General features: G+C 59.4%; 11 protein-coding genes. 10 read left to right on the top strand and 1 reads right to left on the bottom strand.

The window, feature by feature from the left end; genetic code table 11:
- Nucleotides 1–9 precede the first annotated feature (9 nt).
- Genes RSQ48_RS09055 through RSQ48_RS09020 form a run of 8 tightly spaced genes read left to right on the top strand, consistent with a single transcriptional unit; the run spans nt 10 to nt 11,312 of the window.
- On the top strand, nt 10–2,511 hold the full coding sequence (locus RSQ48_RS09055) for a DUF2169 domain-containing protein (protein WP_415301709.1): 2,502 nt from the start codon (nt 10–12) through the stop codon (nt 2,509–2,511).
- Nucleotides 2,508–3,464, top strand: a complete 957-nt coding sequence (locus RSQ48_RS09050; RefSeq protein WP_131070585.1) for a pentapeptide repeat-containing protein — start codon at nt 2,508–2,510, stop codon at nt 3,462–3,464. The genes RSQ48_RS09055 and RSQ48_RS09050 overlap by 4 nt, the downstream gene beginning before the upstream one ends.
- Nucleotides 3,465–3,477: 13 nt before the next feature.
- Complete coding sequence (locus tag RSQ48_RS09045; protein ID WP_415301708.1) at nt 3,478–4,149, top strand: DUF3540 domain-containing protein; 672 nt, start codon at nt 3,478–3,480, stop codon at nt 4,147–4,149.
- Nucleotides 4,150–4,178: 29 nt separating this feature from the next.
- The gene (locus RSQ48_RS09040; protein WP_240208672.1) at nt 4,179–4,583 is read left to right on the top strand and encodes a DUF4150 domain-containing protein; all 405 of its coding nucleotides are present in this window, start codon (nt 4,179–4,181) and stop codon (nt 4,581–4,583) included.
- A 2-nt stretch (nt 4,584–4,585) separates the two neighbouring features.
- Nucleotides 4,586–5,227, top strand: a complete 642-nt coding sequence (gene tssJ, locus RSQ48_RS09035; RefSeq protein WP_415301707.1) for a type VI secretion system lipoprotein TssJ — start codon at nt 4,586–4,588, stop codon at nt 5,225–5,227.
- A gap of 7 nt (nt 5,228–5,234) precedes the next feature.
- Nucleotides 5,235–6,632, top strand: a complete 1,398-nt coding sequence (gene tssK, locus RSQ48_RS09030; protein ID WP_415301706.1) for a type VI secretion system baseplate subunit TssK — start codon at nt 5,235–5,237, stop codon at nt 6,630–6,632.
- 5 nt (nt 6,633–6,637) lie between these two features.
- A complete protein-coding gene (locus RSQ48_RS09025; protein WP_415301705.1) occupies nt 6,638–7,318 on the top strand; it encodes a DotU family type IV/VI secretion system protein in 681 nt (226 codons plus the stop codon).
- A 1-nt stretch (nt 7,319) separates the two neighbouring features.
- On the top strand, nt 7,320–11,312 hold the full coding sequence (locus RSQ48_RS09020; RefSeq protein ID WP_415301704.1) for a type VI secretion protein IcmF/TssM N-terminal domain-containing protein: 3,993 nt from the start codon (nt 7,320–7,322) through the stop codon (nt 11,310–11,312).
- Here RSQ48_RS09020 and RSQ48_RS09015 read toward each other — a convergent pair.
- On the bottom strand, nt 11,281–14,847 hold the full coding sequence (locus tag RSQ48_RS09015; RefSeq protein ID WP_415301703.1) for an AAA family ATPase: 3,567 nt from the start codon (nt 14,845–14,847) through the stop codon (nt 11,281–11,283). The genes RSQ48_RS09020 and RSQ48_RS09015 overlap by 32 nt on opposite strands.
- A gap of 1,070 nt (nt 14,848–15,917) precedes the next feature.
- On the opposite strand from RSQ48_RS09015, the gene RSQ48_RS09010 reads away from it, so the two are divergent.
- Together RSQ48_RS09010 and RSQ48_RS09005 are read left to right on the top strand one after the other, a co-directional pair.
- A complete protein-coding gene (locus tag RSQ48_RS09010) occupies nt 15,918–16,346 on the top strand; it encodes a hypothetical protein (protein ID WP_131070581.1) in 429 nt (142 codons plus the stop codon).
- Between the two features lie 93 nt (nt 16,347–16,439).
- Nucleotides 16,440–17,402, top strand: coding sequence for a DUF4892 domain-containing protein (locus tag RSQ48_RS09005; RefSeq protein ID WP_415301702.1), 963 nt, complete (start codon nt 16,440–16,442; stop codon nt 17,400–17,402).
- Nucleotides 17,403–17,617: the final 215 nt, after the last annotated feature.

Below are 17,617 nucleotides of genomic sequence, written 5' to 3'. Positions count from 1 at the left end.
ATTGCCCCTATGGATATCGACAAACCCGATGATGTGCTGCTGATGCAGGCCTACCATGCCCAGGCAGGGCAAGCGCGCTGGGTGGTGACCTTGGGCTATGTCTGGCAAGCGGGCGGATGCCTGCCCGAAGCCCAGGCCTGGCCGTGGTTGCTGGCGCATTTTCCGGATGAGGCCTTTGATGCGGGTTTGAAAAAGACACGGGGCAGTTATGGCGTAGCGGGACAGGCCTGGGCGCCCCCTGGGCAGCACACGACGGCCATGGCGGTCCAGGTCCAATTGGGCCACTTGCAAAAAACCCTCCATGTGCATGGCACGCGTCGCTGGCAACACACGCTGGCAGGTTGGCGTGCCAGTGCTGCCGAGCCGTTTCAGTCGCTGCCCTTGACCTTGCGCCAGGCGTATGGTGGCGCAGGCTACAACGAAAACCCATACGGTTGCGGGTGGTTGAAAGACCCGGAGCAGGCGCAGGGTGTCTTGCTGCCTCATACCGAACATCCGGATACGCCGGTGCTTTCGCCGGCTGACCGATGGGGGCCGGCGATATTGACGCGTCTGCCCGCTGGCGCTGGCTCACGCATGCGTTGGGTGGGGACGGTGGATGAACGCTGGGAGAAAGAGCGCTTTCCCTGGCTGCCTGATGATACTGATCCGCGATTGTTCGATGCTTTTCCTCAGGATCAGGTACGGGATGGTTACTGGCAAGGCACGGAGTCCTGGCGTGTGCAGGGGATGCATCCGCAACGACCGGAAGTGTCGGGCCGCCTGCCAGGCCTGCGCCCCCGTTTGCTGCTGCGCAGAAAAGGGAGTGAACGGATTGAGGAGGCGGTCCTTGATCTGGATACAGTGTGGCTGTTTCCTCAAGATGAACGTGTCCTGATGCTGTATCGGGCCAGCATCCCGGTCCAGCGTGCCGATGCGGCCGATGTTGCCGCTGCGGCAGTCTTTACCGAGTACGCGCACGAGCCGGCTGGCAGCCTGCCTGATCTGCAGGCACGTTGGACAGCGCTGCATGCAGCCGCTGGTGCGCAGGGTATGGCGCACGAAACACCGCAGGACAAAGAGATGGAGCCGTTGAGCGACCTGCCGCAGATGGCCGACGCGTCGCAGGCGGACCCGCAGATCCTGGCCCAGTTGCAGGACAGCCTGGAGCAAGGTCGAGCGCAGGGCAATGCCTGGATTGCGGATATGGAAGAACGTCTGGCTCCGTACAGCCCGGTTTCCTTGCCGCGCATTGCGCCTTTGGCCGCTCTGGTTCTGAGCGAAAAGGCCGAGGATAGCGATCCGCTGCAAAGCATCGAACATGCCTTGCAACAGGGACAGGACCAGTTGCTGACGCAGGTCAAGGACGTGGCCACGCGTCTGGAGCTGGATGAAAAGCCCTTGCTGGCGCTGGCGCAATTACCTCGCGCCCCCTCGACCTCCGGACCGGTGGACATGCTGGCCGAGATACAGGCTGCCAAGGCCGGTTGGGCCGATGTGCCGCCTTCCGCCTTTGATGCCTTGGAGGAGCAAGGGACTAGCCTGCACGCTGAGTTGGCCGAAATGGATCAGCGTCTGGACAGTCTGGCTGCCGAGCTGGCCGTGTTGCAGGCTGGGTTGGCTGCTCAAGGAGCACCGCAGCAGTTTATCGACACGCTGGAGCAATTTCATGCCCACCGACAGGCGGGCCATAGCCTGCGCGGGTGTCATCTGATGGGGCTGGATCTGCGGGGTGTGGAGCTCGACGGGGCCGATCTGAGCGGCGCCGTGTTGGAAGCATGCATTCTGGCGGGCAAAAGGATCGATGCATTGAATCTGACCGGTGCTCGTTTACAGAACTGTGATTTGCAGGGCGTTGTTCTGAGCGCGGCCCGACTGGCTGCTGGGCAATGGGAAAACTGCTCGCTGGAAGGTGGCGGCTTTGCCCAGGCACAGGCCGAGCGCCTGGGAATGACGAGTTGCCGTCTGGCAGGCAGTAATTGGCATGCCGCACAGTTGGATGGCGCTGATCTGTCGCAATGCACGCTGGATCGGGCGTGTTTCTCGCAAGCGGTATTACGGGGCGCCACTTTTTCCGGCGCGCAGGGCCACGCTGTGGACTGGGTGGGCGCGCAGATGGCCGATGTGCGCTTGGACAGTGGCTGCATCTTGCGTGAGGCCGATATGCGGTCTGCCGATATGCGGGGGGCCAGTATGCAGGACAGTGACTTGGGCGGCAGCCGCTTCGACCAGGCTGATCTGAGCGATGCTTTTTTACAGATCTGCGATTTACGCGCTGCGACGGGCTGGCAGGTGCAAGCTGCACGAAGCATTTTCAAAGAAGTGAATTGGACAGGAGCGCGCTGGCCCGGCGCCAATTTTCTGGATGCGGCGTTTGATTACGCCTTGATTGACCAAACCGATTGGCGTGGAGCCAATCTGTATGGAGCGCAACTGGGCAGTGCCACAGTGCGTAGCGTGGACTTGGAAGGGGCGCTGCTAGGCCATTTGCCTGACTGGGCCCGACACACACAAGGAGGTAAATCACGATGAGTTTGAGTGCAGAGCAGTTGCTGGCCCTGATCGAACAGGGCCCAATTCGAGATCTGGATTTGTCCGGCGGTCAATATAGTGGTTTGAAATTCGACGGTTTGCGGGCGGACGGATTGAACCTGCGCGGTGCCGATCTGAGCGCCTGTGATTTATCGGATGCGGTGCTGGTCGACTGCCAGTTCCAGGGGGCGCGCTTGAGCGGGGCCGCACTGAGCCGGGCGCACTTTGAGCGCTGCGATTTCAGCGGCGCGGATTTGAGCGCGGCCTCTTTGGACGATGGCTGGTGGCTGCAGTGCAATTTGAGCCAGGTGCAGGCTAGTCAGGCACTCATGCACGGCGTGACCTGGCAACACTGCGATCTGAGGGGCTTGCGCCTGCCCGAGCAAATCGGGCCGGCCTTATGGATGGATTGTGAGGCGGCTGGCTTGCAGGCGGTGGCCGCGCAGTGGTTTCAGGTTCAGGTGCGTCGCACCAGTCTGGCGCACGCGCATCTGGCACAAGGCCGTTTCGAACAATGTGCGTTTGAGCATTGTGATCTGGAGCGAGCCGACCTGTCGCAGATTGTGGCTCCGTTTCTGTCGCTGGCTTACAGCACGCTGGATGGAGCCTGCCTGGACGGGGCCCGTCTGGAGGGGGCCATATTCAATTATGCACGCTTGCCGCAGGCCAGTGCGCGCGGAGCCCGTCTGGCACAGGCCAGACTGGGGCATACGCATGCGCAAGGGCTCTGCCTGTCGGGCGCCTGTCTGGAATATGCCGATGTGAGCTATGCGCGTTTGCAAGGGGCTGATCTGAGCAGCGCGCAGGCCAAAGGCATGCGCGTACACGGAGCCGATCTGCATCAGGTGTGCTGGGATGGCTGTGACAAGCAAGATCTGCAGGGTGACGATATCCCACGCCTGCAGGCCGAGCGCTGGCGTGCCGACGCGCGCTGGACTTTGTCGGCTCTATAAAAAGGAGATGCAGATGTCTTGTCTGAGTTCAGGTTCTGAGCAGCCGTCCATCGCGCAGGAGCCCTCGCAGGTCGCTCAGTGGCAAACCGTGCCGGCCAAAGTCTATGTCCAGGCCGGCCAGCGCTGGGGCGTGCTTGGCACGATGGGCAGTTGCTTTGCACCGCTGGCAGCCTCCTGCCTGTTGCAGCCACAAGTAGGCGATCTGGTCTTGCTGACGTTCGATGGGCGGCAGGCCTACATCCTGGCGGTGTTGGAGCGCTCCGGTCACACGGCGCAGCTGCATCTGCCCGCTGATACCGTGGTGCGCAGTGCTGGCAGCGTCCGTGTCCAGACTGGCGGCGGTTTGCATTTTCAAGCGGCGCAGGCCGTAGTGCTGCAAGGGGCGGATGTGGCGCTACAGGCGGAACAGTATCTGTTACAGGCCCGGAACGTGCATCTGGCCGGACAGTCCCTGCACAGCTATTTTGCACAGCGGCAGGAGTATAGCGGCCAGCGTCAGCAGGTCGATGGCCAGAGCCAGCTACATGCTGGTCAGCGCGTTACGCGTGTGGCGGGACACGATGACTATGCGGCTGCCTCTCAACGGCTGGTCATCGAGCGGGATTGGCGTGTGCGGGCCCGCAGCGCTGAGCTGCGTGGCGCCCAACGTGTGGTCGTGGACGGCCAGCAGGTGCATCTGGGCTAGGCCCGGTATTGCCAAGGAGATTTTTATTTATGTTCATGCTCAACAATGGCGGGGCGCAGGCCAATGCAATTCCCGATGTGTGCAAGGTGCCGACTCCGGCCGGTCCCGTGCCTACGCCTTTTCCCAATCTGGCGACGACGCAGATGGCCCAGCCCTCGGGCTTGGTGCGCAATGTGCTGGTGGTCAATATGCCGGCTTTGAATCAGGCCAGCAAAATCATGATGAGCAGCGGTGATGAGGTTGGCACCGTCGGCGGCGTAGCCAGCAATCGAATCAAAGGTGAAGTGCAGTTCATGAACGGCAGCATGACGGTGATGGTGGGTGGCAAACCGGCTGTGCGGATGGGCTGCATGACGGGCCACAACGGCATGCCGGTCAATGCGGTCGGGACGGTGATCAGCCCTAGTCAAAGTACGGTGATGGTGGGGAGCTGAGGATGAGGCACAGTCATAGTGTTCGTATGGGTCGCCGCGCCGCGCTGGTCTTGCTGGCCGCACTGGTGTTGACCGGCTGCGGCATGTTCAAGACCAAGTCCAAGGACGAGGCCTTGAAGGATCTGCAGTGGGAGTACGAGCGTGATGCGCTGGTGCTGGAGGTCAATGCCGACCCACAGTTGAACACCTGGGGAGGGCAGGCGCATACGGTGCTGATGGTGGTGGCGCAGATGGTCGAACCCTCAGTGTTTGAGCCGTATTCAAGCAGCCCCGATCAGCTCTCCAGTCTGTTGATGGCCGATAGCGCGCCGACGGGTTTGCTCAGTCTGGATCGTATTTTTATCGAGCCGGGCGTCAAGCGGCGCATCCGGCTGGCACGCATGGACAAGGCCCGTTACGTCGCCGTCGCGCTGGGCTATCAGCACCTGGACCCCGCCCGCAGCACCCGTCTTTATCAGTTTGGCGCCAAGCTTGACAGCCATGGCCTGATGTTCCGTGAGTACGAGGCCCGGCCCGAGCCGTTGCGTATTCGTCTGCGGCTGGGCCCGCAAGCCATCATCGAGAGTCAGACTGATACTGTCATTCCGCCCCCGGCCACCTTGCCGGCAGCGGGCCCCTGGCCCGTCGGTCACCAACACCCATAGAGATTTCATGAGCGTTCATCCTTTGCAACCGATCTTCTGGCACCAGGGTCTGTTTTTGCAGCCCCAGCATTTCCAGCATAACGACAATCTGTTCTACCAGCGTCTGGCTTTATTCATGGCCCAGACTCAGCCGTACCCATGGGGTGTGCTGCAACTGGAGTTGGACGAGGCGGCATTGCAGACGCTGGATTTCAGGGTGCTGGCCTTAACAGCGCGGCTGCGCGACGGCAGTTTCATTCAGTATCCCGGCAATGCCGTGATTGAGTCGCGCGGTTTTGAACTGGCGGATCTGGCCACTGGCCGTACGGTGTACCTTGGACTGCGGCGCATGATGCCTGGCCAGGCCAATGTGAGTGTGGTTGACGATCCGGGCCAGGCTCAGACGGTGAGCACGCGCATGGTGGCGGCTGCCGATCCGGTCACGGTGGCGGATGATTACGCGCAGGGCCCTGAGGGGCAACTGGACTTGATGAATTACGTCTTGCGCGTGTTCTGGGACGAGGAATTGCCTCAGCTGGGTCATTATGAACTGCTGGCTGTGGCGCGGCTGGAGCAGGACGGCGATCAGGCGCGCTTGCAGCGCCAGTACATCCCCCCCAGCCTGAATTTGTCGGCCAGTCCCTGGCTGATCGAGACGATACGACGCATCCGCGACGAGCTGACCGGACGCGCACGGCAGTTGGAAGTCTTTAAACCTGGCGGCTTGGGCAGGGCGGAGGATTTGGACGGTAACCACCTGAGCTTGCTGGTGGCTTTGCAGGTGCTCAATCGTTATGGCCCCATGCTCAATCATGTGCTGGAGGCTCCGCAGACGCATCCCTGGCAGGTCTACGGCTTGTTGCGGCAGTTGGTCGGCGAGCTGTCCACGTTCTCGGAGCGCTACGACATGATGGGCGAGACCCGGGACGGCAAGGTGCTGGCCCCGCCGTATCAGCACGAAGATCTGGCAGCGGGGTTTCACGCCATGAGCACCCTGATCAGCGCCTTGCTCAATGAAATTGTTGCGGCTCCTGAATTGCTGATCCGTTTGCAGCCTGTTGGCGCCAGCGCCGGCTTGTACGAGGCTGAGCTGCCGGACGCGTTTTTTGCCGCTCGGCAACGCTACCACCTGGTGGCCTATGCCGGAGTCGAGCAGCAAGAGCGTTTGCAATCGCTGGCGGGCGACTTCAAGCTGTGTGCTCCCGATCAGGTTGAATTGCTGGTGACCCATTCGCTGGGAGGGGTCGAGCTGCTCAAACTGGCCGAACCGCCACGTGGCATTCCTCGTCGCCCGGGAGCCTTGTACTGCTACATCGATCCCATGTCGCCGGGCTGGGCGGCACTGGAGCAGACACGCGCAGTGTCCTTGGTTGCGCTGGGCGCGCCCGAGAACCTGCAGATTGAACTGATTGTCAGCAAATGGTGAGCGCGATGCCCATGATACAGGACAGTAGCCTGGCTTCTTTCTTTTTGACGGTCATGCGTCAGGCGCGTACTCACTTTTCTCAGGAAGCCGATGCAGCCCAAAGCGGTGCGGCGTTGATCGAGGCGCTGGATCAGGCCTGCGCGCGCGCCCGTGAGCGCGGCTATGAACAGGCCGAGGTCGGTGCCGCCCTGTTTGCGATTGTGGCCTGGATTGACGAGGCGGCCATGACCAGTCCCTGGCCCGGGGCCGGACACTGGCGTTTGACGCCGTTGCAGCGTCATTACTTTGCCACCACGCGCGCTGGCAGCGAGTTTTATCAACGGTTGCAGTCCCTGCCCGAGAATGCCACGCAGGTGCGTGAGGTGTACGGCCTGGTGCTGGTTGCCGGATTTCAGGGTGAATATGCGGCGCGCGCGCCCGGTGAGTTTGAGTCCTGGCGAGTGCAGTTGCTCGAGCAGATACGTCATGAGCAGGGCATGCCGGGTTTTGCGGCGGGACAGGCGCTGTTTCCGCAGTCGGGTACCGGACAGGCCACGCCCCCGCGGCCAGCCGGGCGATTGACGGGGCGGCCCAGTGGATACACGGTGACGCTGCTGCTGGCACCGTTGCTGCTGGTGCTGGTGCTGTATCTGTATCTGGATCACTCACTGGCCAATCTGGCCAGCGCTTTGTTGATGGACCATTGATATGTTGAAACGAAGTTTGCGTGTGCTGGGCTTCTTGGCGCTGCTGCTCGTGCTGACGGGGCTGGCCTGGTTGTATGTGATGCACAAGGGCTGGCCGCTGTGGGCCTTGCCAACGCTGGTGCTGGTCGCACTATTGCTGATCTGGCTGGCCGCGGGGCTGCGTCGGCGCTGGCTGGCGTGGCGTTTGCGCCGGCGTCTGGCGCGCGACATGCCGCGTGTGGTGGGCAGCCAGTATGCCGCGTTTGACGCCCAATGGGGAGCCGGCTTGCAGGTGCTGCGTCAGGCACGACTGGGGGGACGGCGTTCATCGTTGTATGCCTTGCCCTGGATGCTGAGCCTGGATGTTGGACCTTGCCAGACTCAGGACGATTATGCCCGGCTCGCGGTGCAATCGCTGCCCGCAGCGGGGCCAGGCCTGGATCAGGGCGTGGGCTGGTTTTTCATGAAAGCCAGTGTCATGGTGTGGGCTGGGCCGGTGCTCGGCGCGGATGAGCACACGGCCCAAGAAGCGGCATGGTCGCGTCTGTTGCACCAACTGATGCGCACGCGCCGACGCGAGCCGCTTAACGGCTTGGTTTTCAATATCGACTTGTCCTGGCTATTGCAGGCCAATCAGGAACAGTTGCAGGCGGCGGGCAAGCAGATGCGGGCTCGCCATGATGCCTTGGCGCGTGTTTTTCAGGCGCGCATTCCTGTCTGGCTGATGTTGCAAGGGGGCGAGAAGGTTCCCGGTCTGTCTGCCTGGCTGCAGCAATTGCCGCCCGAGGTCTACGATCAGGCGCTGGGCTATATGGTGGGCGGACAAGGGGCCGAGCAGGGCTCGCTGCAGTTTCTGGCGCAGGCGTTCGAGTCCGTGGGGCGACGAATGGCGCAATTGCGGATTGTACTCGGTCAGCATGGAGTGCAGCCTGCGCCGGTGTTTGAATTGCCCGAACGTATCGCGGCACAACAAGCCATCCTGCAAGACTTGCTGGCCCCGGCTTTCGAGGCCACGCCGTATTCGGCCACCCCTTTATTGCGTGGCCTGTACTGGCAGGTGCGCACTCCGCATCAAACTCGTGAAGGCATTGCCTTTGCCCGCGACGTGCTCGATCGCATCCTGCCGTCTTGCCGGTATGGCTGGCAAGTCTTCGACCGCTGGTCGTCCTGGCGCCGTGTGTTGCGTCATTCTCTGGTTCTGGCCTGGCTGCTCTTGTGTGGTGCGCTGGCAGGCGGCTTGTTTTACTCCAGTGAACGTGCCCGCTCGAGTTTGCAAGCCTTTGCGGCCCAACCGTTGCAGCAGCTCGAAACACGCATGCAAAAGGGTGCGCTGGACGAAGATGTGCAGTCGCTCAATATCTGGCGCAGCGCCATTGGCAGGCTGGACAGCGCCAATCACGGCATCCAGGCCTGGTTGCCGTTTCAGGGCCATGTGCGCCAGGTACAGCAGTTTTACCAGCAACGTTTTGTGGATGCGTTCCGGCGCGAAATCCTGCAGGCGTTTCTGGACCCATTGATTGTGCAGGATCTGCCACGCGTCAGTCGTAGCGGCAGCGAGACAGAAGTGGCTGCCTGGAGTCAGTATTTGGTGCGTCGCATCAATCTGGTGGCCGGCCAGTTACGCGGCAGCCCGCTTGAAGGTCGGCCTTTGCCGGGCATGGAGCTGGCGACCTTGTATGGCGACTCGGCCTCCCGGCAAGTCGGTCTGCAGACGGGTGTGCTGCTTGGTCAACAATATGTGGATTATCTGCGCTGGTCCCCCGAGCGGGTTCAACTGCAAGGGGAGCTGGATGCGTTGCAGGCTGCGCTGCGCCAGTTGGGCTTGCGTGCTCGCTCGCCCTCCTGGTTGCTGGCGTGGGCGGATTTTCAAAACAGCATCCGCCCGATTACGCTGGCGGATTTCTGGAGTGTCCGGCCCGATGCTAGGGCGCCTGTGATCGCTGCCGGTTTGACGCAGACCGGTACGGCAGCGATCTCGGGCTTTGTCCAGGAGCTGGCCGAAGCCTCGGGTGAGCGCAGTTTCTGGATGGGGCAAAGTGATGTGCTGGAACAGGGTTTCCGGCAACTGTCCTACGACGCCTGGTATCGCTTCATTGTGCGCTTTAACGATGCCCGTTTTTATTTGCAGACCGAATCGGATTGGGATGGCGCCATCAGCAGTCTGTTTTCAGTGGCTGATCCCTATGCCCGTCTTTTTGAAGCGGTCGATGGGCTGTTTCAGCAGGTGCCTGCCGGAGAACGCCCGGCTTGGGTGGCTAGCATGCTGACGTTGCAGCAACTGCGTCTGGCCGCCCGTCAGGCCCCCGCCCAGGAGGGTCTGGCAGGCTGGCTGGATCAGGCTCAACGCGTCAATGCACTGGGGCATGTGGGGCTGCGCTCGGTGCAGCAGGGGGAGTCGTTGACACAAAGCGTGCAGGGCGTCAGCGCCAGTCTGGCGGGCATTGCGCCGTTGCGTGCCTATCAGACTCAACTTGCCGATGCGATCAAGCGCTTGTTGCAGGGGCCGGGCAGCGCGCAGGAACTGGCACGCCAGACCTGGGGGTTTGGACAGGACCCGCAAGTGCAAGAGTCGTTGCTGCACGATGCCCAACACAGTCTGGATGACTTGCGCACCCAGTTGCAGCGCGATACAGCCCGTGAGGATGCCGTGTGGACTCTGATGCGTGGTCCGCTGGCCTTGGTGCTGGATTACACCGCCCGGCGCACCGCCTGCGGTTTGCAGGATCAATGGGCCGCTTCGGTCTTGAGTGTGGTACAGGGTGTGCGCAGTCCCGTCCTGGCCTATGAACTGTTGTACGGTGATCGTGGCACCGTGCCTCAGTTCTTGCAGGGTGATTTGCGCTACTTTGTGAGCCGTGATGCGCAAAGTTACGGACCGCGCAGTGCGCTGGGGCAGAGCATGCCGCTTAGTGGGCAGTTCTATGCCTACGCGAACGCCGTTCAGGCGCGGCAGGTGGCGCATGCCGAAACGCGCCTGCACGATGAACAGGCGGCGCGTGTGCGCGGTAGCCAGATCGAAACCTTGCAGCAGGAGCTGGCTGAGCTGGATAAACAGGCCAAAGCGGTTCAGTCCTTGGCCGCTGCCGTTGTGATCGATGCCGAGCCGCCGCTGCTCAACACCGGGGCGCGTCAATTGCCTCAACGCACCCGCCTGAGTTTGCAATGTGCCAGCGGTGTGACGCGGCTGGATAACTTCAACTTCCCCTCCAGGGCTACCTTTGCATGGGCACAGGGGCAGTGTGGTGATGCAGTGCTGCAGATTCAGTTTCCAGGCTTTGTGCTGGAGCGGGTCTATCCGGGCGCAGAAGGCTTTATCGACTTTTTGCACGAGTTCAGCAGTGGTGAGCACCGTTTCCAGGCCAGCGACTTCCCGCAGCAAGAAGAGCGTCTGATCGATGCCGGCGTACAGTGGCTGGTCTTGAACTGGCGTTTGCAGGGGCAACGTAATCTGGTGGATAACGTGAACCAGTTGCATCGCATTCAGGCCCGACAGGCTCAGATCAACGAGCAATTGCTGACCCTGCGCGAGGCGCAGTCCGGCGTGAGCAGTCCGATGGCGCAACCGAGCTGGACGCAGGATCTGGTGCCCGAGCGCATTGTGACCCAGTGCTGGCGTTCGCCAGTAACGGTGTTTCAGGAGGAGGGACCATTGCCGCCCGATTCGGCCCCGACTGCACCGGCGCCGCAAAAGCAGGCTGTTCAGCCCGCTTCAAAACGGGCCGCCAAACCTGCGCCCGAGCAAGTGGCGGCCTCATTAGCGACGCCTGCTCAGGAGCGGTCGCAGCAGGGCTGGCGTGTTCAGGTGGGGGTGTTTGCCGATCCCCGCGCTGCCGTTGAGCAATTGGATGCGCTGGGGATTGACGCCGTGCAGATTCCCTTGCCTCGTCCGGGACGCAAAGATCTGTACCGGGTGCAAAGCCCGGTTTATGACAGCCGCGAACAAGCCCGCATCGTGGCCGGGCAGATTGCCCAGGCCTTGCGGGTCAACCCGGAATTAGTGCCTGGCGATCGTTAAGCCAGTGCTGGTAGGCCAGCAGCCCATGCTGGTCCATGCTTTCCCGGGCCTGCTGCCAGTGTTGGCTGGCCAGGTCCGGGCATTGGCGCTGTAGCCAGATATCGCCGCGCAGACACTGTATTTCTGGAAGCATCAGCACGGAACCGTGTTGTTCGCTGATCTGTTCGGCTTCGGCCAATACGGCAAACGCGGCGTCGTCGCGCGCCAGGCTAAGCAGGGCGCGAGCCAGCATGCACAGTTGTCCTTCCACAGCAACAGGCATATCCATGCGTATACGTTCGATCGCGGCCTGCATGGGCTCAATCAGGTCCGCGTTGCGGGTCTGTAGCACAGCGGGTAGTAATTGATGCATCTGCGCCAGTGCAATCCAGACCGTATCGGGCTTGGCCGGTGACTGCGTTCCAGTCAACGCCAAACTCTCCTGAGCCATTTCCTGCAGATTTCCGGCCAGGTAGTAAATACGCATCAGATGTAGCCGGGAGGCAATGGCGCCCGCCAAAGGATGATGGTGGTAGCTGGCCAGGGTGATGGCGTGGCGGGCATTTTGCAAACCAGTGGAAAAATGGCCTTGTAAGGCCTGACACAATCCCAACGAGGCATAGGCCAGCGCCTGCGAGGGCTTCTGGGATGGCAGGGCCTGGGCATCCTGGGGTTCGGCCGACATGCCGATCAACGGCAGGGCCCGCACCAGCAACGTCTCTGCCTGTACCGGATCGCCCCGCCACAGGCGATGCTGGGCCAATGCGTACCAGGCCCAGCCTTGCCAAGCCTCGTTGAGTTGATCCTGAGACAAGCGCAGTACTTTTTCGGCAATCGGCAAGGAGCCGTCCAATTGTCCGCGATTGTGGCGGGTCAACCATTCGCCCCACAGGCTGGCCAGCAAGGTCAGGGGCTCTTCAGGGTCCCTCAGCTCGTTGACCTGCTCGAAGGCTTCTACCGAACGGGGAGAGCCCGGGCCCGTGGCCGCGGTGCTTAAGGAGGCTTTAGTCAGGTGCAGTGCAAAACTGGTTTGTGAATGCACGGTGGGATCGGCGATGAAGCGCCGGCTGCGTAAAGCCTGTGACAGGTAGCGCTCGGCTTCCTGTAACTGGCCGTGTTCGAGTGCGTGCTCGATGGCGCGTTGCCACCACTGGACCGTATCCTGGTAGCGAACTTGCCCCAGTAGGGTGGCAATAGCCGATGGCGCGTGATTATGCTCGACCATATGCTCGGCCAGCCGTCGTCCGAGTCGTTCACGCTCGGGACGGATAATGAGCTGGCGCAGACAGTTGCCCAGTATATCGGGGCAGCGCCAGCGGGATTGCTCGGTGGACATCAACCATTCATGCTGCTCCAGGATCTGCAAAGCGGTACGGATGGTCGATTGGGGTTGCTCCAGCAAACGGCTGGCAAGGCGCTCGTCAATATTGGGCAGCAGGGCTGCCAAGTAGGCCAGTTCGCGTTGTAGCGGCGTCAGGCGGCGCAAATGGGCGGCGCACTGGTCCAGCAAGCGCGGCACCAGGGTCAGGTCCTGACCGAGCTGATATAAGTGCAGCAGTTCGCGTGCCAGCATGGGGCTGCCTTCACTGTGCTCGATGATGTGCGTGCGAATATCGCGAGGCAGCTTGATCGAGCGGCTGCGCTGACTGATCAGTTCATTCATGTCCTGGTGGGCGAGTGCGCCAATCCGCAAGGGCAGGACAGGCCAGGACTCGGGCAAGGCCTGGCGAGAGGTGGCCACGATGCGCAGCCGCTCCTCGCCTGCCAGCAGACGCTGCAACAATTGTAGGCTGGCGGCATCACACCAGTGCAAGTCCTCCCAGGTCAGCAACAAGGTCTGGTTCCGACAAAGCGCGTGCAACAGGGCCAGCAAGACGTGTTGCGTTTGTTCACGCACTACGCTCTGGCCGAGTGTGGACGGTTCAATCAAGGTCTGATGCAGAATATCGGCCTGCGCAACGCTCAGGTCGTACTGGGCCATCAATCGTTGATGTAGCTGCGTGTCCTGCTCGCCGTTACGGGTGTCGGCGGTATTCGGTGTGACATATCGCAGCTCTTTTTGCAGCCAGCGCAGTACCGGCGCGTAAGGGCTGCGTACATCATTTTCCTGGGTCTGCAGCCCCACGACGGCACCTTCCACATTGCGCACATAGTCCTGCAGCGAACGCAGCAGCTTGGTCTTGCCCATTCCGGTATGACCATGCAGCAACAGCATGCGTGGCGCCGCGCTAAGACGACCGCTCCAGTATTGAAGCAGAATATCGAACTCGCGCAGCCGTCCGTGAATGCGGCCGGTATCGGTGGCGGTTTCGCTCAGGCGTAACTGGTATGAGGATGGTTCTTTGCCTGATGGCAAGGCCTCCAGAGACCAGGACGACAGGCGTGCAGCCGCCTGACTGCTGAGCAAGACCGCCCCATTGTCTGCTTGCCAGGCCAGGGAAATGACGGATTGGCAGAGCAAATGGTGTGCGTTGATGGGCGTGGTCGGATCAATGGGCAGTACATCAGCATGAACGGCCAGGCCAAGACTGACTTGGGCTGGCCGGCTGAGACCGGCCAGCGTGCGCGCCAGGGTCAGGGCAGGGGCCACGGGACGCTCATTGATGGCGGGGTAGCCGAAATGCGCCAGCAAGGTGGCGTTATGTTCCTGTTCTATCCAGGCCCCGTGTTCGCGAGCACAGCGCACCACCCGCTCATGCGTTTCGCGCAGGAGAAAGGTTCTGGTTTCGTAATCCGTCTCCATGGAATCGTCGCCGCTGTCAGGGTTGGGGCGCCAGCCAATGGCAATGGCTACCGTAGCCATGGCCCGAAAGTGGTAGCCTTCGGGATCGGACGGCCCATGTAAGGCGGGCGCTGCGTTAACACCGGTGCCTAGCAAAGCGCGCGTCTGTGCGTCAGGTTGTACACCCAGACGCTGCTGGAGCACATCGCAACATTGCTGATAGGCCAGCATGGCCGCGTCATGATCATTGTCCTGCACCAAAAGTCGGATAAGTAAGCGGTGGCAGGATTCATCCTCAGGCCACAGATTGACCCAGGTTTTGGCATACGCCAGGGCTGCCTGCTGCTGTTCGCTGGCCATCAATGCCTTGATCAGATGGTGTCGGCATTGCGCCAGCTCGATGTCCAGGCGTGCATTCCAGTTGTTGTGCCAGCTCATCAAACTGTCACTACCGGGCAATTTAAGGCCCTCCAGAAATGGACCTTGGTACAGGCTTAGTTTGTTGCGCGCTTCGTCCAGCTCGGTCGCCGTGGAACTGCCTATGTACAGAACGTCACTCCAGACGGTATCGGACTCCAGTGTCAGGCTTGCCGTGGAGCTGAGCAGCACCTTGGACAGGGGGGCCAATGCCTGACGCAACACATACAAGGCATGGCGCACCCGAGCGCGCCCCTGCTCGGGGTCGCTCTCGGGCCAGAGCATATCGGCCAGCTTGACTCGTGCTATTGCCTGGCCCTGTGCCAGCACCAAAAGAGCGAGCAGCAGCTTGACCTTGTCATAACTTAACAGGTGACTGCGGTCCTGCCCGTCGATCAATAAACGAAAGGTTCCCAAACAATAGAGTTCAATTCGGTTGGGACTCTGTCTCGAGATCCCCGTTTGCATTCCCATCTTGTTTTCCATCCCTGCCGACTGCACCCTGCGTTAGTAAATGTTAGAGTGATGCAACAAAAGGCTTCATTCTGGTTTGCAGGCGTTTATTTTTGGTTTAACCGGGAAGGAAACCTGATCCCCAATACCGCTATGAGGGACCCATCAAGCTTGGCCGCGCGAACACAAGGCATGCAGCGGGCCGCGTCGGCTTGTAACAAAACTAATTAGGCCTCTGATTTATTACGCGGCTGTGGCAAAACCCAGATCACATGGGGGGCGATAATTGGCTGTTAATGGCTTTGTGAGGGTTACGGCGGCTCAAACGCGACATCACATGGCGCTGAAAAAACGACTATTGGCGGGTCGGTCTGCGTAGCATGATCGACGGGAGCAGGGTACAGGTCCCGATAGAATGGCGTCGCTCCGGCCGTGCTCAGATTCGCCAGAACTGTCGCGCATGGCTGGTCTTGCGCTTTGCACGCAAGGCTCAGGGCGGTTGCCCTTGTCGGCTTGGGTCTGTGCCCCAACCTTATGGTGCTTTCCTTGTCGGGATTTGACGTGTACTCAGAACGGCTGGGGCACCGGAAGTCATTGTTTCTCTCTGTACTGGGCACAGACCGTTCCCCTCCATGTGGGATTGTTCAATGCTAGTTACGAGCAAATCACTACACGCCGTATGCAGTGGGTGTCCGCTTCCCTCTAGAAGGCAAACAACCCAGATACTTTTGACCTTGCGTTTAAAAGAAGGGGCTTGCCGTACACAGTTGCGTATTAAAACGACTATGGCGATTGTGGAGGCTTAATGGATATGGGCTGAGTCGTTGAGTGCTTAGCCAGGCGTTCCGTCATAGCCTTGCAACATGGCTATGAGTGAAAAAGAGTGCAGATTCTCTTAGAGTTCTTTTTTCGAGCATGCTTTGGAAAAGAGAAAAATTTTAAGCCTGAGCTTGCAGAATGTGTGTTAAAAACGCGTGGCTTTTGGAATTATTCCGAGCTGATCGTTTAATACAATTTGTATCTTTTTATATAAAATGACACACATCATAAAATTAATTATTTCGTTTTTAACCCTGATAAGTCTTGGTGGCTGTGCTGCTGAAATAGGCTCCGCGTTAGGTATTCAGCTCATAGAAAAACCGATGGTAAGGGGGGAGAGCATAGAAAAATATCGTGATGCTTTTGGTCGTAGCGGGGAAGTTGAAACCGTTTTGAATGGAGAGCCTGCCTATAAGTGGAATCTTTCCTACTACCAACGAGTCACCGTGGAGGCAGATACTTACGCATACCATAACTTGGATCGACCAGGAATGACGACAGGTATTATTTATGAGGACAGAGACATACTCCGTCCCTGTCAGCTAACGATGTCCTACGATCCAAAGACGCGTTTGGTGACGGATTTTGAACTCACTAATCCCGCAAAATGTGGAGAAGTCCGTAGTGCATTGCGGAACCTATAACAACAAAAAATATTAATGATCATAGAAATCAAGAATCAAAAAATCAGAATGTAAATAGTAATAAATAGCGGTTTATTTTTATAATTAAAATATATGTTAAAGACAATTTTATCTTTCGTTTTTCTGGTGTTGCTGATAGTGGATGCACCAGCTGTTTTTGCCGCTGACGTCAAAGGTTCTAGCGATCATCCGCTTTTGAGTCGATTCCCAGGGGCAGAGATTCGCAACTATTTGAGAAAAAACTACGATGCCGCCGTGTTGCCTGCGGGAATCATTAAGGACAAGAAAGCACCGGGGCAATTGCTTGAATTGGAGGGCAAGGTCACTCGCATCGCTTACCGGATTCCGGGTGAGCATTCAGCATTGGAGGTTCTGCGAAATTACGAGAAAGCGCTGCAGCAAGGCGGGTTTGAAACGCTGTTTGCCTGCCATGGCCCAGAGACGTGTGGTCCGGATATGATGCCCTTTATTTCCCTTGAGGGACGCGTTCGACCTACTGCATTTGGCGATGCGGTCTTTGGTAGTTCAAGTGAGCGTGTTTTGCTCACCCGTCGTAGTGATGAGGCAGGAGAGGTCCACGTTTTTCTGCATGTGGTGGATGATGCGTCCAATAACAGGACCTATCTCTATCAGGAAATCGTAGAAGGTGCCCAATTGGAACTGGATCAAATTAAAGTGCTACAAGCGGACGAGTTGCAACAATCACTCGAGCGCCAAGGGTATGTCACGGTTCCAGGCATTTACTTCGATAGCGCTAAAGCGGAGATAAAACCAGAATCGGATACGGCCTTATCAGAAATGGCTAAATTGCTCTCTAGCCATCCAGACCTAAAAGTATATGTGGTGGGCCATACGGATAATCAAGGTTCGCTTGATGCCAATCTGACTTTGTCGCAGAGTAGAGCTCAGGCAGTTGTTCAGGCTTTACATACTTCATATGGTGTTAAGGCGGAAAACTTGCTGGCTAAAGGTGTCGCATCTTTTTCTCCGGTAGCAAGCAATGCAGACGAAAAAGGGCGCGCGCGCAATAGACGAGTTGAGTTGGTAGTGCAGTAACACTATCTCAGGCGCAAGCAACGAGATGACCAGAACCAGTGTGCTGGCTGCGGGCTCGGGCGATCAGGGATAGGGCTTGCGTTCGTTCCGTCGTCCTACACCGCTCTGTATCTGTGGCGGGCTGATCTTGAGCGGCTGTGCTTGGCGTGCTTGTGGTGGCTACACTCATGCCACAAAACACATCGAGCCCAGCCCTAGGGGCAATCAATCCGATA

This window comes from Alcaligenes sp. SJTW-7 (genome assembly GCF_047716895.1).
Lineage (GTDB): Bacteria > Pseudomonadota > Gammaproteobacteria > Burkholderiales > Burkholderiaceae_B > Alcaligenes > Alcaligenes ammonioxydans.
This window is presented reverse-complemented; position numbering and strand designations above follow the sequence as displayed.

Excerpts from the sequence above, each read along its gene's own strand:
- RSQ48_RS09055 (WP_415301709.1), top strand. The coding sequence starts at position 10 with ATGGATATCGACAAACCCGATGATGTGCTGCTGATGCAGGCCTACCAT.
- RSQ48_RS09050 (WP_131070585.1), top strand. The coding sequence starts at position 2,508 with ATGAGTTTGAGTGCAGAGCAGTTGCTGGCCCTGATCGAACAGGGCCCA.
- RSQ48_RS09045 (WP_415301708.1), top strand. The coding sequence starts at position 3,478 with ATGTCTTGTCTGAGTTCAGGTTCTGAGCAGCCGTCCATCGCGCAGGAG.
- RSQ48_RS09040 (WP_240208672.1), top strand. The coding sequence starts at position 4,179 with ATGTTCATGCTCAACAATGGCGGGGCGCAGGCCAATGCAATTCCCGAT.
- tssJ (WP_415301707.1), top strand. The coding sequence starts at position 4,586 with ATGAGGCACAGTCATAGTGTTCGTATGGGTCGCCGCGCCGCGCTGGTC.
- tssK (WP_415301706.1), top strand. The coding sequence starts at position 5,235 with ATGAGCGTTCATCCTTTGCAACCGATCTTCTGGCACCAGGGTCTGTTT.
- RSQ48_RS09025 (WP_415301705.1), top strand. The coding sequence starts at position 6,638 with ATGCCCATGATACAGGACAGTAGCCTGGCTTCTTTCTTTTTGACGGTC.
- RSQ48_RS09020 (WP_415301704.1), top strand. The coding sequence starts at position 7,320 with ATGTTGAAACGAAGTTTGCGTGTGCTGGGCTTCTTGGCGCTGCTGCTC.
- RSQ48_RS09010 (WP_131070581.1), top strand. The coding sequence starts at position 15,918 with ATGACACACATCATAAAATTAATTATTTCGTTTTTAACCCTGATAAGT.
- RSQ48_RS09005 (WP_415301702.1), top strand. The coding sequence starts at position 16,440 with ATGTTAAAGACAATTTTATCTTTCGTTTTTCTGGTGTTGCTGATAGTG.